Annotated in this window: 10 protein-coding genes, 1 tRNA gene and 1 pseudogene; 7 read left to right on the forward strand and 5 right to left on the reverse strand. The window is 72.8% G+C overall.

What is annotated here, in order from left to right; genetic code table 11:
• Window positions 1–2: 2 nt before the first annotated feature.
• Complete coding sequence (locus tag AB0F56_RS01565; RefSeq protein ID WP_362002813.1) at window positions 3–374, reverse strand: DUF309 domain-containing protein; 372 nt, start codon at window positions 372–374, stop codon at window positions 3–5.
• A 238-nt stretch (window positions 375–612) separates the two neighbouring features.
• Here AB0F56_RS01565 and AB0F56_RS01570 point away from each other — a divergent pair.
• A tRNA-Pro gene (locus tag AB0F56_RS01570) sits at window positions 613–686 on the forward strand.
• Window positions 687–845: 159 nt separating this feature from the next.
• Here the strand turns inward: AB0F56_RS01570 and AB0F56_RS01575 are convergent.
• Window positions 846–3,428 carry an AMP-binding protein gene (locus tag AB0F56_RS01575; RefSeq protein WP_362002815.1) on the reverse strand — a complete coding sequence of 861 codons (2,583 nt, stop codon included), beginning with the start codon at window positions 3,426–3,428 and terminating at the stop codon, window positions 846–848.
• A gap of 222 nt (window positions 3,429–3,650) precedes the next feature.
• Between AB0F56_RS01575 and AB0F56_RS01580 the strand changes: the two genes are divergently transcribed.
• From AB0F56_RS01580 to AB0F56_RS01595, 4 genes are all read left to right on the forward strand, one after another.
• A complete protein-coding gene (locus tag AB0F56_RS01580) occupies window positions 3,651–4,670 on the forward strand; it encodes an iron ABC transporter substrate-binding protein (RefSeq protein WP_362002817.1) in 1,020 nt (339 codons plus the stop codon).
• Between the two features lies 1 nt (window position 4,671).
• A complete protein-coding gene (locus tag AB0F56_RS01585; RefSeq protein WP_362002819.1) occupies window positions 4,672–6,297 on the forward strand; it encodes an iron ABC transporter permease in 1,626 nt (541 codons plus the stop codon).
• Window positions 6,294–7,340: an ABC transporter ATP-binding protein gene (locus AB0F56_RS01590; RefSeq protein WP_362002820.1), complete on the forward strand. Its 1,047-nt coding sequence runs from the start codon at window positions 6,294–6,296 to the stop codon at window positions 7,338–7,340. The genes AB0F56_RS01585 and AB0F56_RS01590 overlap by 4 nt, the downstream gene beginning before the upstream one ends.
• Before the next feature lie 323 nt (window positions 7,341–7,663).
• Entirely contained in the window at window positions 7,664–8,134 is a 471-nt protein-coding gene (locus tag AB0F56_RS01595) for a hypothetical protein (RefSeq protein WP_362002822.1), read from the forward strand.
• 22 nt (window positions 8,135–8,156) lie between these two features.
• Here the strand turns inward: AB0F56_RS01595 and AB0F56_RS01600 are convergent.
• The 3 genes and pseudogenes from AB0F56_RS01600 to AB0F56_RS01610 all read right to left on the reverse strand — a co-directional run.
• A pseudogene (locus AB0F56_RS01600) lies at window positions 8,157–8,315 on the reverse strand (hypothetical protein); the annotation flags it as partial.
• Between the two features lie 275 nt (window positions 8,316–8,590).
• Entirely contained in the window at window positions 8,591–9,688 is a 1,098-nt protein-coding gene (locus AB0F56_RS01605; RefSeq protein ID WP_362002823.1) for a tetratricopeptide repeat protein, read from the reverse strand.
• 137 nt (window positions 9,689–9,825) lie between these two features.
• The gene (locus AB0F56_RS01610; protein ID WP_362002825.1) at window positions 9,826–13,239 is read right to left on the reverse strand and encodes a CHAT domain-containing protein; all 3,414 of its coding nucleotides are present in this window, start codon (window positions 13,237–13,239) and stop codon (window positions 9,826–9,828) included.
• Between the two features lie 153 nt (window positions 13,240–13,392).
• Here AB0F56_RS01610 and AB0F56_RS01615 point away from each other — a divergent pair, with 153 nt between their 5' ends.
• Together AB0F56_RS01615 and AB0F56_RS01620 are read left to right on the forward strand one after the other, a co-directional pair.
• Window positions 13,393–13,827, forward strand: a complete 435-nt coding sequence (locus AB0F56_RS01615; protein ID WP_362002827.1) for a hypothetical protein — start codon at window positions 13,393–13,395, stop codon at window positions 13,825–13,827.
• Window positions 13,824–14,735 carry a hypothetical protein gene (locus AB0F56_RS01620; protein WP_362002829.1) on the forward strand — a complete coding sequence of 304 codons (912 nt, stop codon included), beginning with the start codon at window positions 13,824–13,826 and terminating at the stop codon, window positions 14,733–14,735. The genes AB0F56_RS01615 and AB0F56_RS01620 overlap by 4 nt, the downstream gene beginning before the upstream one ends.
• Window positions 14,736–14,746 lie beyond the last annotated feature (11 nt).

Genomic DNA, 14,746 nt, shown 5'->3' on the forward strand with positions numbered 1-14,746 from the left:
CGTCAGGGGCGCAGCAGGCGCGGCGCCTCGGCGGCGGCGTCCGTCACCTCGCCCGCCCGCTCCGCCAACGCGCGCGCCCAGCGGACGAGTCCGCCGACATCGATCCCGTACGGATCGCCCTGCCCGGAGATCCGGGCGGCCCCGCGCAGCAGAAGCCGCGCGCCGCCCTCCGCGTTGCCCCGGGCGGCATGCGTGAGCCCCACGGCCAGCTGGGCGAGCCCCTGCCACAGGTCCCGCTCCCCGGCGGGACCGCTCTTCCAGGCGTCCTCGAAGACCTCGTGCGCGTGGAACGGCATCCCCGCGTCGAGCAGCCGCTGGGCCTCCCGCACAGTGTCGTCCGGCGCCCGCACGACCCCCTCGGGCTGCCGGGGCACCCCCTCGACCCCGTACGGCAACGGCCGCCCCAACCCGTCCCGCGGCCGCCCACTCCGCGCCCGCCCCTCGCCATCCCGGTCCCTCGGCGTCCTGTCCACGCCCCCATTCTCCCCCCGCCCCGCCCGGCCTGCGCGAATGGCTCCCACTCCATGCCCGGGGGTGCGTCCCGACGTCGCACGGAGTGAGGTAATGTTCTCTTGCACGCCGCCACCGGGGGAAACCCGGGGGCACGGGCACCGGGACGTGGCGCAGCTTGGTAGCGCACTTGACTGGGGGTCAAGGGGTCGCAGGTTCAAATCCTGTCGTCCCGACTTTTCGAAGTCGCAGATCAAGGGGCCGTTTCAGAGCAATCTGAAACGGCCCCTTGATCGTTTTTGACGGCCGGCCGGCGAGTCATGGCCGGCGATCTTCCACCGAGCTACCTGGACCGCCGGCGCCGGGCGAACCAGCTGAGTCCGGTGTTCCGGAGGTCAGGACTGTCTCCGGCGGGCGGCGAGCCATTCTGTGCGCAGTGTGGATGGGCGGCGCAGTGTCGACAGCCTCCGGGTCAGATGGTCGGCGCCCTTTGCGTAGGCGATGCCGAAGACGAGGGCGGAGATCACGGACAGCGGTTCGGAGATGCCGTCCAGGATCGGGAAGATCTGCCAGTGCGTCAGGTAGATGGAGAGCGAACTGGCGGCGAGGAGTCCCGCTACCTGGTTCACGCGGCGGTGGCTCGGGAGAGCGGGGAACCACACCAGGAGGGCGAAGCCGATGAGGACGAATGCCTCCCGCCGGGGTTCGCCGGGGAAGAAGCCGGGGACGCTGGCGAGCGCGGCGAGGGTGATGAGCAGTCTCTGGGGCTTCGTGCGGGCCTTCGCGGCGGCCCAGCCGAGGGCGAACAGCCAGAAGACGGTGACCGCGTCGGTGATCCGGGCGCGCTCGGGGAGGCCGACCAGCTCGTAGCGGGTGAGCAGGCCCAGTGCGACGAGGGTGAGGGGAAGGCCGTACGGGAAGCGTCGTTCCGCCCGGTCGACGGCGGGCAGGGCAAGCAGCGCGAGGACCGCGAGCAGCATGTACACGAGTGCTTCCACGAACCACAGGTGGATGCGCGGCCCCGTGTCCTGCGGCCAGAGGGCGTTGTGCACCAGGAGAAGGTTGCTCAGGTCGTAGTAGCTGCCGATCAGGATCGCGAAGGCGGTCCAGACCACGCACGGCACCGCGATGCGGGCGATGCTCCGTCCCGTGCGGCGGACGCGATCGCGTCGCTCGGCGGAGGTGAGCAGGAATCGGGCGAAGTTGAAACCGGCCACCGCGAGCAGGAGATGGGCGCCGCCCCGGATCTCGAAGAGGCTGACGTGCGAGCCGACGATGCACACGATCGCCACGGCGCGCAGGGCGACGCTGGTCTCCAGGGACCTTGTTCGGCCCCGGTCCTTCCGTTCGGGGGCCTGCAGGCGGCTGATCGGTGTCGTGTGCCAGCTCGTGGGCAGATGACCGAGGCGCTCTTCGAGGTGCAGTGACATCTCGACGTAGGACAGGGAGTCCCCGCCGAGTCCCACGAACGTGCTGTCGGGTGTCACATCCGTACGGTCCAGGATGCGGGCGTAGAGAGCGCACAGGTCGTCGGCTCCCGCGCCACCGGGCGGGACTTCGGTCTCGCCCGGTCGCCCCAGGGTGCGGACCGCCTGGTAGTCGGGCTTGCCCGAGGGCAGGCGGGGGAGCGCCGGCAGGAGGTGGACGTGTATCGCGCGAGCCGGCAGGCCGAACTCCTCCGCGACGCGTCTTCGGATCCGCCGCTCGTCCCACCCCGCCTCGCGCACGACCGCCAGGGTGAGCCCCCGGTCGTCCCCCGCGCACAGTGCGCTGAGGCCGTGCCGCTCGTCGAGCATCGCCGCGACCTGGTCGGGGTCGATCCGCAGGCCGAGGATCTTCAGGAACCGGCTGCGGCGGCCGACGATCTCGTACAGACCCTCGCCGTTGCGCCGGGCCAGGTCGCCGGTGCGCAGGGTGTCGACGGTGCGGCCGAGGGCCAGGTCGGCCGGGGTATGGGCGTAGCCCAGCATGACGTTCGGGCCGGAGTAGACGAGTTCGCCGATGTCGTCCTCGGGCCCGGAGATCTCGTCGACGGCTTCGAGGGAGAACGAACCGCCGGGAACCGGAATGCCGATCGCTGTCGGATGCGCGGTCGCGAGCTCCGGCGGCAGGTAGGCCATGCGTGCGGTCGCCTCGGTCTGGCCGTACATGACGAAGAGATCCCAGCCGCTTCGCTGCCCCAACTCGGCGTAATGGGAGACCCGCTCGGGAGCGAGACGGCCGCCTGCCTGGGTGACGTACCGCAGGTGCGGCAGATCCATCTCGGCGAAGCCGACCCTGTCGAGGAGGTCGAACGTGTACGGCACTCCGGCCAGTGCGGTGCCGCGGGCGGTGCGGAAGAGGTCCCAGAAGCAGGCATCGGCGACCGAGAGTTCGGTGAGGACGAGGCCGGCGCCGCGCAGCAGGTGGCTGTGGATGACGGACAGGCCGTAGCAGTAGTGCATCGGCAGGGTGGTGACCGCCCGGTCGGTGTCACGGATGCCGAGGTACGTGGCGATCGACTCGGCGTTCGCCTGAAGGTTGTCGTAGGAGAGCCGGACGAGCTTGGGGGATCCGGTCGAGCCCGAGGTGCTGAGGAGGAGGGCGAGGTCGGGGTGGAAGTGGTGGGCGGAGCCCGTCCGGCGCTCCTCGATCCGCCACTCGCCGGCGCCCGGGTGGACGACGATGTCGGGATCGTACGCGGCGGTCAGCGCTGCCACGGACTTCGGATGGTCGCCGGGTACCAGCAGCATCGGGTGGCCCGAGGCGAGCGCGGCCAGGTGGACGACGAGCGCGCCGACCGTGTTGGCGCCAGGCAGCAGTACGAGGCGGCGTCCCGGGCCGAGCTTCCGGGCGGTGTCGGCAACCCGCCGGGCCAGCTCGCCGTAGGAGATCGCGCCCTCGGCGGTGACCAGGGCGGTGTGGTCACCGTGCAGCGCGAGGCCGTCGGCGAGGGGGAGGGTATGGCCACCGGCGGGCGGGGCGGGGAGGAGCGTCACGGGCGCATCGTAGGTAAGGCTTTCCTAAGCGAGAAGGGGGGTGTTGGTAGCGGATGCCCATTCGCGACCGGTCCGTTATCAAAGCCTGCCTTGACCATTAGGTTAGCTTTACCTTATCAATGCCGTATTCACAGGTTCTCCCAGTAGCTCTTCGTCGCTCGTCGTGCGACCCGTCCCCCTGCGACGGCCGCGACCGGCACGGCAGGAAGGCATCACCTCACCATGCGCCGCCCCTTGGCTCGCACGCTCACCGCGCTCACCGCGGCAGCCCTCCTCGTCCCCGCGCTCGCGAGCTGTGGAAGCGACGAACCGGCCGGACTGGTCATCTACTCCGGCCGCAACGAGAATCTCGTGAAGCCGCTCATCGAGAAGCTCGAGAAGCACCTCGGTACCAACGTCGAGGTCCGCTACGGCGACAGCGCCGAGCTCTCCGCCCAGCTCCTGGAGGAGGGCGACAAGACCGAGGCCGGTCTCTTCCTCTCCCAGGACGCCGGCGCCCTCGGCGCGCTCTCCAAGGAGCAGCGCCTCGCGCCGCTCCCGAAGGCCACCCTCGACAAGGTCGACACCGCCTACCGTGGTTCGGCCGGCGACTGGACCGGCGTCAGCGGGCGCGTGCGCGTCCTCGGGTACGACCCCGCCCAGGTCCCGACGCCGCCGAACAGCGTCCACGAGCTCGTGAAGCCCGAATGGAAGGGCAAGATCGGTTTCGTGCCGACCAACGCCTCCTTCCAGGCATTCGTCACCGGCATGCGCGTCCTGGAGGGCGACGAGGCCACCCGTACCTGGCTCAAGGGCCTCAAGGCCAACGAGCCCAAGGTGTACGAGGGCAACCTCAAGGTCCTCGAAGCCGTCGACAAGGGCGAGGTCTCCCTCGGCCTGCTCAACCACTACTACTGGTACGAGCAGGTGGCCGAGAAGGGCGCCGACAAGATGAAGGCCAAGATCCACTACCTGCCCGAGGGCGACCCGGGCGGCCTCGTCAACGTGTCCGGCGTGGGCATCCTCAAGGGCGCCGACCAGAAGCAGGCCGCATACGCGCAGAAGGCCGTCGACTTCCTCCTCTCCGCCGAGTCCCAGACGTACTTCGCCGAGGAGACCAAGGAGTACCCGCTGGCCGCCGGAGTGAAGACCGCCGCGGGCGTGCCGCCGCTGGAGACCCTCCAGCCACCGAAGATCGACCTCGGCAAGCTCGACTCCCTGAAGGAAACCCTGGCCATGCTCCAGGAAGCCGGGCTGGTCTGACGTGACCTCACCGGACTTCCCCGTCCGGACGCGCCCCGACAACCGCCCGGCGAGCGACCCCGCGCCCGCCGGGCGGAAGCGCGCCGACGAACGGCATCAGGCCGAAGGCCGCCTCGACAAGTCCGCGAGACCCTCGTGGGTCCTGATCGTGCCCGCCTGCGTGGCGGCCGCCCTCGCCGTCCTGCCCCTCGGCTACCTTGCCGTTCGCGCACTCGAACGCGGCCCCGCCTTCGCGTGGGATGTCATCGCCGCCGACCGGACAGGCCAACTGCTCCTGCGCAGCCTCGGCCTGAGCGCCACCGTCGTTGTCGCCTGCCTGCTCCTGGGTATCTCCTTGGCCTGGCTCACCACGCGCACCGCCCTGCCGGGCGCCCGCGCCTGGTCGGTCCTCGTCACGCTGCCGCTGGCCGTGCCCAGCTACGTCACCGCCTTCGCCTGGCTCTCCGCAGCCCCCTCGCTCGCCGGATTCACGGGCTCCGCCCTCGCCCTGACCCTCGCGAGCTTCCCGTACGTCTACCTGCCGGTCGCTGCCGCACTCCGCGGAACCGACCCCGGGCACGAGGAGGTCGCGCGCTCCCTTGGGCATGGACCGGTGCGCACCTTCCTGAGCGTCACCCTGCCCCAGCTCCGGCCGGCCGCGGCGGGAGGCGGACTGCTCGTCGCGCTGTACGTTCTCTCCGACTTCGGCGCGGTGTCCCTCATGCGGTACGACACCTTCACCCGGGGCATCTACACGTCCTACCGCGCCAGCTTCGACCGCACCCCGGCGGCAGCGCTCAGCGCCGTGCTCGTTCTCATGACCGTCGCGCTCGTCGCCGCGGAGACCCGCACCCGCGGCCGGGCCGGCTACGCCCGTACCGGAGCGGGAACCGCCCGGCGGGCCGTCCCCGCCGCGCTCGGCCGACTGCGGCTGCCCGCCCTGGCCTGGTGCGGAGCTGTCGTCGCGGCCTCTGTCGGCTTCCCGCTCGCCACCCTCGGGTACTGGCTGGCCGTCGGTTCCTCCGCCACCTGGGCTCCGGCCACCCTCACCAGTACGGCGCTCACCACGCTCGGTGTCGCCGCCGCCGGCGCCGCGCTCACCACCCTGCTCGCCCTGCCGGTCGGTGTCGTCGCGGCCCGCCATCGGGGCCGGCTCGCCCACCTCCTGGAACAGGCCGCATACGCGGGACACGCCGTCCCCGGCATCACCGTCGCGCTCGCCCTGGTCTTCTTCGCGGTCCGCTACGCCCGGCCGGTGTACCAGGAGACACCACTGTTGATCTGCGCGTACGCGGTGCTCTTCCTCCCGGTCGCGGTGGCCGCCGTCCGCGCCGCCGTACTCCAGGCACCACCCGTGCTGGACGACGTGGCCCGCTCCCTCGGCCGCACCGCCTTCGGCGTCCTGCGCGAGGTCACCGTGCCGCTCGCCGCACCGGGTGTCGCCGCCGGCGCGGCCCTCACCTTCGTCGTCTGCATGAAGGAACTCCCCGCCACCCTGTTGCTGCGGCCCACCGGCATGGACACCCTGGCCACCCGGCTCTGGACCGAGACCGGCAGTGGATCCTTCGCCGCCGCCGCTCCGTACGCCGCTGTCCTGGTCCTCCTGGCCGCCGTCCCCTCCTACCTCCTCGGAAGGCACCGCCCATGAACGACCTTCAGGTCAGCGGCGTGGTCACGTCGTACGGCCCCGGCGCCACGGTGCTCGACGGTCTCGACCTCACCGTCCAGGGCGGGCACCTGGCCGCCGTCCTCGGCCCCTCAGGCTGCGGCAAGACCACCCTGCTACGCGTGATCGCCGGCTTCCTGCGCGCCGACGCGGGCACCGTCACCGTCGCCGGCCGCACCCTCGCGGGCCCGGGCGTCCACCTCGCGCCGGAGCGCCGCCGCATCGGCATCGTTCCCCAGGAAGGCGCCCTCTTCCCGCACTTGAGCGTGGCCCGCAACGTTGCCTTCGGCCTGACGGGTGTGGAGCGCGGAGCCCGTGCCAAGCGCGTCGACGAGATGCTGGACCTCGTCGGGCTCGGCGGCTACGGCGCCCGGATGCCCCACGAACTCTCCGGTGGCCAGCAACAGCGCGTCGCCCTGGCCCGCGCCCTCGCCCCCGAACCCCATCTCGTCCTCCTCGACGAACCGTTCAGCGCCCTCGACAGCGGACTGCGCGGAGCGGTACGAGCCGAGGTCCGCGCCGTGCTCCGGGCCAGCGGAGCCACCGCCGTCCTGGTCACCCACGACCAGCAGGAGGCCCTCTCCACGGCCGACGTCGTCGCCGTCGTGCGCGACGGCCGCGTCGCCCAGTGCGCCGCACCCGAGGAGATCTACCGGCGCCCCGCCGACCCCTGGGTGGCCTCCTTCGTCGGCGACGCCGTGTTCATCAACGGCACGGCCGACGAGAACACCGTCACCACTCCACTGGGCCGCATCCCCCTCGGCGCCGCCCCCGAGGGCCTGCGCGACGGTCTCGTACTCCTCCGCCCCGAGCAGTTCCACCTCACCGGTTCGGATCAGGCGACCGCTCAGGGAACGGTCACCGACGTCCGCTTCTTCGGGCACGACTCCATGGTCACGGTCTCCGTCGACGGCCTGGACGAGCCAATCGACATCCGCGCCCCCGGCCCGCTCCAGGTGCGACAGGGCGGCCGGATCGGTATCCGGGTCACCGGCGAGGCCACCCTGCATGAGGTCCCTGCCTGAACCACTGCCCTTGCACCCGGGCGTCGTACAGGGCTCGCCGCTCGCTTTCGAGCCTGTACGTCGACGGCGGCCCCGCCCAGATCTGAGTCCTGTGGCCGCACATTCGGTGAGGATGGGGCGCGGAGCCGACCGGGTTCGCTCGGGCGGGCGAACCCGGTCGGCCAGGGGATTTACGATCGGGAACCGTGTCCGGGGTGGACGCGTCCTTTCCGGGAAGGTGGAAGGGACGCCCATGAGCATCGACCCGCCCCGTCCGTCCCACCCCTCGAGGGCAACCCGCCGCCCTCGTACACGCCGTTGTGGCGACGGCTGCATGAGGACGAATGGCCGCCGCTGGGGAGGTGTTGCGGGGGCGGCGGGAGGAGGCGTCCCCCTGGGTGTTGCTCGTCGGGGCCTGGATGCTGGTGCCGCTGCTGTTGACGGCGGCGAGCAAGGGGATGGGACTGCTGCCCAGCAGCGCCGACGGCCTGTTCGGGCTGCTGCTCTGGGTGTCCGTGGTGTTCGTGTGCTGGGCGCCGTTCTGGTGGGTGGTCTTCTTCCTCTGCTTCGCCGCCGGTCCTGCCTTCCGCCACGCCTTCAACCTGTCCGCCCTGCATGCGGCGCTGCCCGCGCTGGTGACCACCGTCCTGGTCTGGGTGCTCGCCTTCCGCAGCCTGTCGTCGGGCGGCCTGCCGCCGGGCCCGGTGCCGCTCGCGGTCTGCGCGTTCCTCGCCCGCCCGGTGTCGGTGACGGTATTGGCCTGGTGGGAGATCCACCGACTGCGGCGGCTGCACGGGGTGCGGTGGCGGGGATAGCAGCGCGGTGCGGCGCTTCCTGTCACGCGCGGGGCGAAGGGACCTTGAACGACGGGGTCTTCGGGGTGAGCTTCTTCGTGTAGGCCGCCAGATAGGTGTCGAGATACGGCGAGCGCTCGCCCTCGGTGGGCACGTCGTCGGACGGGTCGTCCACGGCGAGGTTCAGCCGGGCGTTCGTCACCGTGGGACCTGGTGCGGCAACGCCAGACCGTCATCGCCGCCAACCCCGAACTCCAGGAACGCGAACTGGCCAAACTCGCCGCACTCGCCTCCAAGCTCGCCCACGCGCTGCGCGAACACGTTCGGGAGACCACCGCCGCGGCACTCGCCGCGGAGTTCGGGATCGCCGTGTTCAAGCTCGCGTCCGAACGCTGGGTCAACGACCCCGACCGGCTCACCCTTGCCCAGCGCATTCGGGAGACCCTGGAAACGACCAGGCAACTCACCGCGCGGTGGTCAGACCCCGCCCTCCCGCAGCCACGCCAGCTTCTCCTCGGCGGCCCGTTGGCGGGGGTGGCCCGGGCCGTAGATGCGAACGTAGTCGCGGACGCAGCGTTCGAGCAGGGCGGCCGCCTCGGCGTGGCGTCCCACGTCGATCAGGACGTTGGCGAGGTTGTCCCGGGTCGACACCGTGACCGGGTGGTCCTCGCCGTTCAGGGCGATCCGGCCGGCCAGAACGTCGCGCAGGACGGGGACGGCGTCCTCGTAACGCTCCATGGCGTGGAGCACGGCCGCCAGGTTGTTGCGCGCGGTGAAGGTGCCCTCGTCGTGCGGTCCCACGGTCGCCTCGAAGGAGCGGATGACGGCGCGGAGCTGCGCCTCCGCCTCGGCGTGGCGGTTCAGCCGGACGAGTACGGCACCGAGATTGGCCCGCGCCGCCGCGGTGCGCTCGTGGTCGGGGCCGTAGCGCTGCTCAAGGCGTGGCACGAGGCTGCGCAACGCCCGCTCGGACTCCTTGTGGCGGCCGCACTTGAGCAGCGACGCGGCGTGGGAGTTGGCGGCGGACAGCACGTCCGGGTGGTCGGGGCCGAGCAGCCTGGTGCGTCGCTCCAGCACGTCCCGCTGCAGCGGTTCGGCCTCGGGAGCGCGCCTGAGGTCCTCCAGGGCGGAGGCGAGACCGGCCGCGCTGCGCAGGGTGTCGGGGTGATCGCGGCCCAGGGTCTCCGACCGGCCGCGGAAGGTGTCGCGCCAGGCCGATTCGGCCAGTCGCAGCTGTCCGGTCCGGTGGAGCAGGTCCGCGAGTTCGGCCGAGGTGCGGAGATACTCCTCGTGGCGGTCGCCGAGGACGGTCCACTGGCCCCGGGCCACCTGCTGGTAGTACGACACCGCCTCCTCGCCGCGTCCGGGGGTCGCCGCGAGGACCCGGGCCAGCTCCCGTACCGCTTCGAGCGCCTCCGGGTGCTCGGGGCCAAGGCGTTCGACGGCCGACCGGGCGCGCATGGTGTGCAATTCCTCGGGAGAGATCTCGATCCGGGCGATCTCCTGCTCCGGGCTGCCTTCCGTCACCTCCGTGAGGGTGATGTGCCAGGCGCCCGCCCGCGGGACCTGACCCACGCCCTGTTCCCGTTCCTGTTCTCGCGCTTGGCCCTGGTTCCGGTTTCCGCCCGCGCCGTCCCCTGAGTCCCCCTCTGCGGCCTTGCGCCGCCACCATCGGCTCATCGCGACTCTCTCCTCCTTGTCCGTACGAGTGCCTAGGCACCCGCGTGTACGTGGGCGGCCCACAGGCTCGGGCTTGTGGCGAACGCGGTGCGGCACTCCCGTACCGCCTGGTGCAGCGCGGTCGCCGTGCGGCTGTCGTCCAGTACCGGCCCGCCGTCGCCGTCGTCGGAACGCAGCCCCTGGTAGAGGAGGCGGGTGACACGGACGGCCACGGCGTCGTGCACCGCCCAGAGCGTGCCGACGGCGTGGGGGTATCCCGCGAGCTGGAACGCGGACGTGATGTGGATGGACTCGTCGGCCAGGTCCCCGTCGGCGCGTGCCGTCTCGCAGGCCGAGAGCACCGCGAGCCGCGCGGCCGGCAGGTCGAGCCGGGCGATCTGGCGGACCGTCAACGGCCGGGTCCGATGGTCGTGCACGAGCAGCCGGCCCGCCGAGGGGTCGGCGGGTTCGCTGACGCCGTGGCAGGCGAAGTGGACGCACGGGTGATCCGGCAGGGCGGCCATGACCCGGTCGAAGGTGGCCTCCTCCCCGTCCAGCACATCGGTCGGCAGCAGCGCCCTCAGCGCCTTCACCTCGCGTCGTGCCCCGCCGAGCGGCCGGGCTCCCGGGGTGTCGGGGAGGGCCACGGCGAGCAGCCGGCCGGGCGGCCTCGGGGCGGCGGCCCGGTCCCGGGCGTACTGGAGCGCTCGGACGGTCGGCGTGTACGAGGAGACCACACGGTCCATGACCGTCCGGGGCGGCCCGGCCGCACCGTCCGCCCGCTGCGCGTGATCGAGGCGCTCGCCGTGGTGCCCCGCCGCGTGCAGGGGCAGGGCGGCCAGCGTCCCGCCCGGCGACCACCACAGCCGGGGCAGCTCGCCCTCGGGAGCGTCGGTCAGGCCGAGGCGGTCGAGCACCGGGCCGGTGACGTGGTCCCAGGTCCATGCCAGGACCTTCGCGACGGCCCGCTGGGCGTCCTTGTCGCGGGAGGGGTCCATCGCGTCGGCGAGCGCGAGCCGGAGCCGGTCCGCCTGTTCGGCGACCGCGTCCGGGGTGGCACGCGGCAGCGTCACGAGGAGAACGCCTTCCGGGCGCAGGACCAAGGCGTCGCTGCGGTAGCCGCTGCAATAGGCGAGCACCACCGGGCCGTTCGCCGCGCACGCGAGCAGGGTGCTCTCGTCAGGGGCGGCGAGGAAGTCGGAGAAGCCCGGTGCTCGGCGGATCTGCGCCACCAGCTCCTCCAGCCGGCTCGCCAGCGTGTGCCGCTGCTCCGCGGGGGTGACGGGCAGCCGGCCGAGGGCGGCTTCCGCCACGTCCGCCGCCTCCAGCGCTTCGAGCCGGTCACGGATCGAGACGAACGCCTCGGCGAGATCCGGGTGGGCGGCGCGCAGCCGACCGAGGCCGTCCCGGGTGGCCATGGCCCGGCTCAGCAGGACACCCCGGCCCTGCTCCAGGAGTGCCACCGCGCGTTCCGGACGTCCCGCGTTGACCGCGCACGCGGCGGCCTCGGCGGCCAGACCCCGCACCCGGGAAAGGCCGCGTTCCTGGTCGCTCCGGGCCAGCCGACCCGAAGCGGCGAACGGCAGCAGTTCCAGGGCCACTTCATGGCCGCGCAGGGCCTCCTCCCAGCGGAGGCCGGCCGCCGCCGCGGCTCCCCAGTCCCAGGCCGCGAGAACCCGCTGGTAGGCGGGGATGGCCTTGGTGCCTGCGGCCTGCCGGTAGGCGTCCTCGGCGGCCAGCAGCATCCCCGGGTCGCCGTCCTGGTCGTGCAGGGCACGTAACGCGTCGCCGTAGGTCCTCAGATAGGTGCCGTGCGCCGAGCCGCCCTCCGGCACCGACCAGACGGCCCGGCCCAGATCGCTGACCGCCTGCTCCAGGAGCCCGTCGTCGGCGCTGTGATGATGCCGCGTCAGACGGGCCGATCCGAGGTTGGAGAGTACGAGAGCAAGCGCCGGATCGCCGTACGGGGCGTGCTCCGCGGCCTCTTCGAGCAGGGCGATCGCCTCGTCGAGGTCCGCCACGTCGAAGCTCTCCCCGAACCGCGCGCGCAGCGCGTTGGCCAGATGGTTCAGCCGGTCCGCCCGGACCGGTCCCGACCGCGGGGCCAGCGCCATGGCCCGGCGCGCCGCGCGGATCGCCTCGTCGGCGGCGGCCGCGTCGCCGGTCGAACCGTGCCAACTCTGCAGGACCACACCGAGGTTGGCGAGGCGTACGACCTGCGCGGAGGGGTTCGCCGCGGCCGCCTCGACGGCGTCCCGGGCGAGCCGGGTGGCTTCCCGCAGAGAGCCCAGGTCGTCCGTCTGCTCGGCGCGCTCCCAGAGGGTGACGGCGAGGTTCGCCAAGGTGTCGGCGTGCGGGCCGGTGCCCGGCCGCTGCTGGGCGAGGGCGGACCGCAGCGCGGCGATCGCCTCGTCGAGGACGCCGTCGTCCCCGGTCGCCCGCGCGAGTCTGTGGAGGGTGTTGCCGAGGCTGTTCATCCGCATGGCCCGCTCGGGGGAGTCGGCCGCGTACAGGGGCAGGGCCTCGCGCAGCAACTGCGCCGACTGACGCAGCAGTTCGGTGTCGCCGTTGCTCTCCGCGGTCAGACGCAACGCGATGCCGAGACCGGCGAGCCGCTCGGGACGGTCGGGGTGGCCGGTGGGGGTCTCGGCCAGAGCGGTGCGGTGGACGTCCAGCATCTCCGCCGAGTCGGCCTCGTCGGGGTGGTGTTCGTTCCACTGGCGAAGCCCCTGGGAGAGGTTCCCGAGCGTGAGCCGACGCGCCTCGCTGCCCGGTGGGCTCTCCCGCACCACGGTCCGCCACAGGTCCAGGGCGTCGCGCAGAGCGGCGGTGTCGCCGCTCTGGAGATAGGCGCTGTGCAGCGCCGTGGCGAGGTTGTTGCGGTAGCCGGGCCGGTCGGGCGAATCGGGGGGAAGGATCTCCAGCGCGTCCCGTAAGGCGCTGGTGGCCCGTGCCAGATCCGTCCCGGGGTCTGCCGGGTCGCCGCCCTGCCCGCGGTACTTGTGCCGCTCCTGGAGCGCCTCGCCCAGTGAGGCCAGTGTCTGCGCGCCGGTCTCGGCGTCCTGCGGGAGATCGGCAGCCCGTTCGAACAGCTCGACCGCCTGGTCGAGATCGCTCGCCTGCCCGTGGAGGCCGAAGCGGTGGCGGTACCCCAGGGCGAGCAGCACGATGTCCTGGCGATTCACGCGAGCGACGGACACCCGTTCTCGGCCGAGAGTGATCAGCGCTTCCAAATCGCCCTGCTCACCCGCCAGTTGCCACCGGCGGAAGAGGGCGATCAGGAGATTCCCGGCGAGGTGTTGTGCGGAGGCGGCACCCTTCGCGACCGCGAGTTCCTGACGGTACGCCCGGACGGCCTCGTCGAGCGCCCGACGGTCGCCCGTCCTCAGATGGTGCCCCAGGAGTTGATCGGCGCCCGGCCGCGCACCGGGTCCTTCGGCTGCCGTCGCATCCGTCGCGCTGACCACGACCACCCCCGGTTGACGCCCCGGACCGCACGCCCCCTGCGTGTCCTCCACGTTACGGCCCGTGTTCACGATAGCCAAGGAGCCCTCGGATCGTTGAGGTCCGGCCGTACAATCAGCCCCACGTGACAACCGGCGTTCTGGGGGAGCGGAAGCGTGGCGGACACGGCCGACGGGGCGGGGACTGGCGACGGGCGGCTCGGGGAGCTCTGCCGCCGGCTCTCGGACCCCTCCTCCGCACCGGAGTTCGGCGCTCTGGGCGAACAGGGCGCCCGGCTCGTCGAGACCATCGTCTCCGCCCTGCGCGACGGCCGCTCTCCCGAACAACTCGACGATCGCCTCGACGAGTTGGAGGAGCTGCTCCTCGCTGCGGGACACAGCGCCGGACTCGGCTCGTACCGTACGACGCCCCTCCCTTCCACCCCCGGCTTCCAGAGTCTGCCGGTGGCCGGTCCTGGCCATCCCGGGCTGTACGTCCTTGCCTGCCCCACGGGCCGGTGCGGGCGCGTGGAGGCGCCGGACGCCGAAGCCCCGGACCTGCCCGCCTGCGGCATCCTGGGCCGGCCGCTGAGCGAAGTACCCCTCCGGTGACCAGCGCCTTCCTCAGCGCGCTGGGGGGTCGGATCGCCGACCGGTGGCTGACGCTCCTCGCGCTCCCCGGACTGCTCTTCATCGCCGCCGTCACCACGGCGACGGTGCTCGGCCACGAACACGGGGCCGACGTGGGGACGTTGCGGACCTGGCTGGACACGGCGGCCGCTTCCCCCGCGTCCCGGAGCGTCGGCACCATCGCGCTCGTGGCGCTTGCGCTGCTCCTCGGCGCGGCCGCGGTCGGCGCGGCCGCCCAGACCCTCGGCGCCGGAGTGGAACTCCTCTGGTGCGCCGAGCCCCGCGGGCCCCTGCTGCGGCGCCTCGCCGACCGCCGGTCGCGCCGCTGGCGCTCCGCCGACGCCGTGTTCCACGCCGCGCTGGTCACGGCCGGCCGCGCCCGTGTCGCCGGGGCGGACGACGCCGACCGGCTCGCCGACCTCGCGGAGCGCCACCTCGCCGAACGCGACCGCATCGCGGCCGTCGCGCCACGCCACCCGTTCTCCATGGGCGACCGACTTGCCGCGCCCGGGCAGCGGCTCTGGCGCATGTACCGACTGGACCTGGCCGCGGCCTGGCCCCACCTGTGGCTCCTGGCCGCCGACGGCACCCGCGCCGAACTGCAGGCAGCCCGCGTACGGTTCGGGGCGGCGGCGCGCCTGTGCGCCTGGGGCGCCGGCTACCTGGCCCTCGGCGCGTGGTGGTGGCCGGCCGCCCTGGTCGGGATCTGCGCCGTCGCCGCGGGCCTCCGCCGCGGCCGGGCCGCGGCCGACGCGTTCGCCGAACTCACCGAGGCCCTCGCCGACCTGCACGTCCGCGACCTGGCGGCCGCCCTCGGCATCGACTCCCCGTCGGGCCTGGACCGCACCCTCGGCGAGCGCCTCTCCCGGGCGCTGAGGAAAGCCGGCTGACGGGGGCGATC

It is taken from the genome of Streptomyces sp. NPDC026092, from assembly GCF_040638605.1.
Lineage (GTDB): Bacteria > Actinomycetota > Actinomycetes > Streptomycetales > Streptomycetaceae > Streptomyces.

Bases quoted from the DNA above. Each gene is read 5' to 3' on its own strand.
- AB0F56_RS01595 (WP_362002822.1), top strand. From the start codon at position 7,664: ATGGCCGCCGCTGGGGAGGTGTTGCGGGGGCGGCGGGAGGAGGCGTCC.
- AB0F56_RS01590 (WP_362002820.1), top strand. From the start codon at position 6,294: ATGAACGACCTTCAGGTCAGCGGCGTGGTCACGTCGTACGGCCCCGGC.
- AB0F56_RS01580 (WP_362002817.1), top strand. From the start codon at position 3,651: ATGCGCCGCCCCTTGGCTCGCACGCTCACCGCGCTCACCGCGGCAGCC.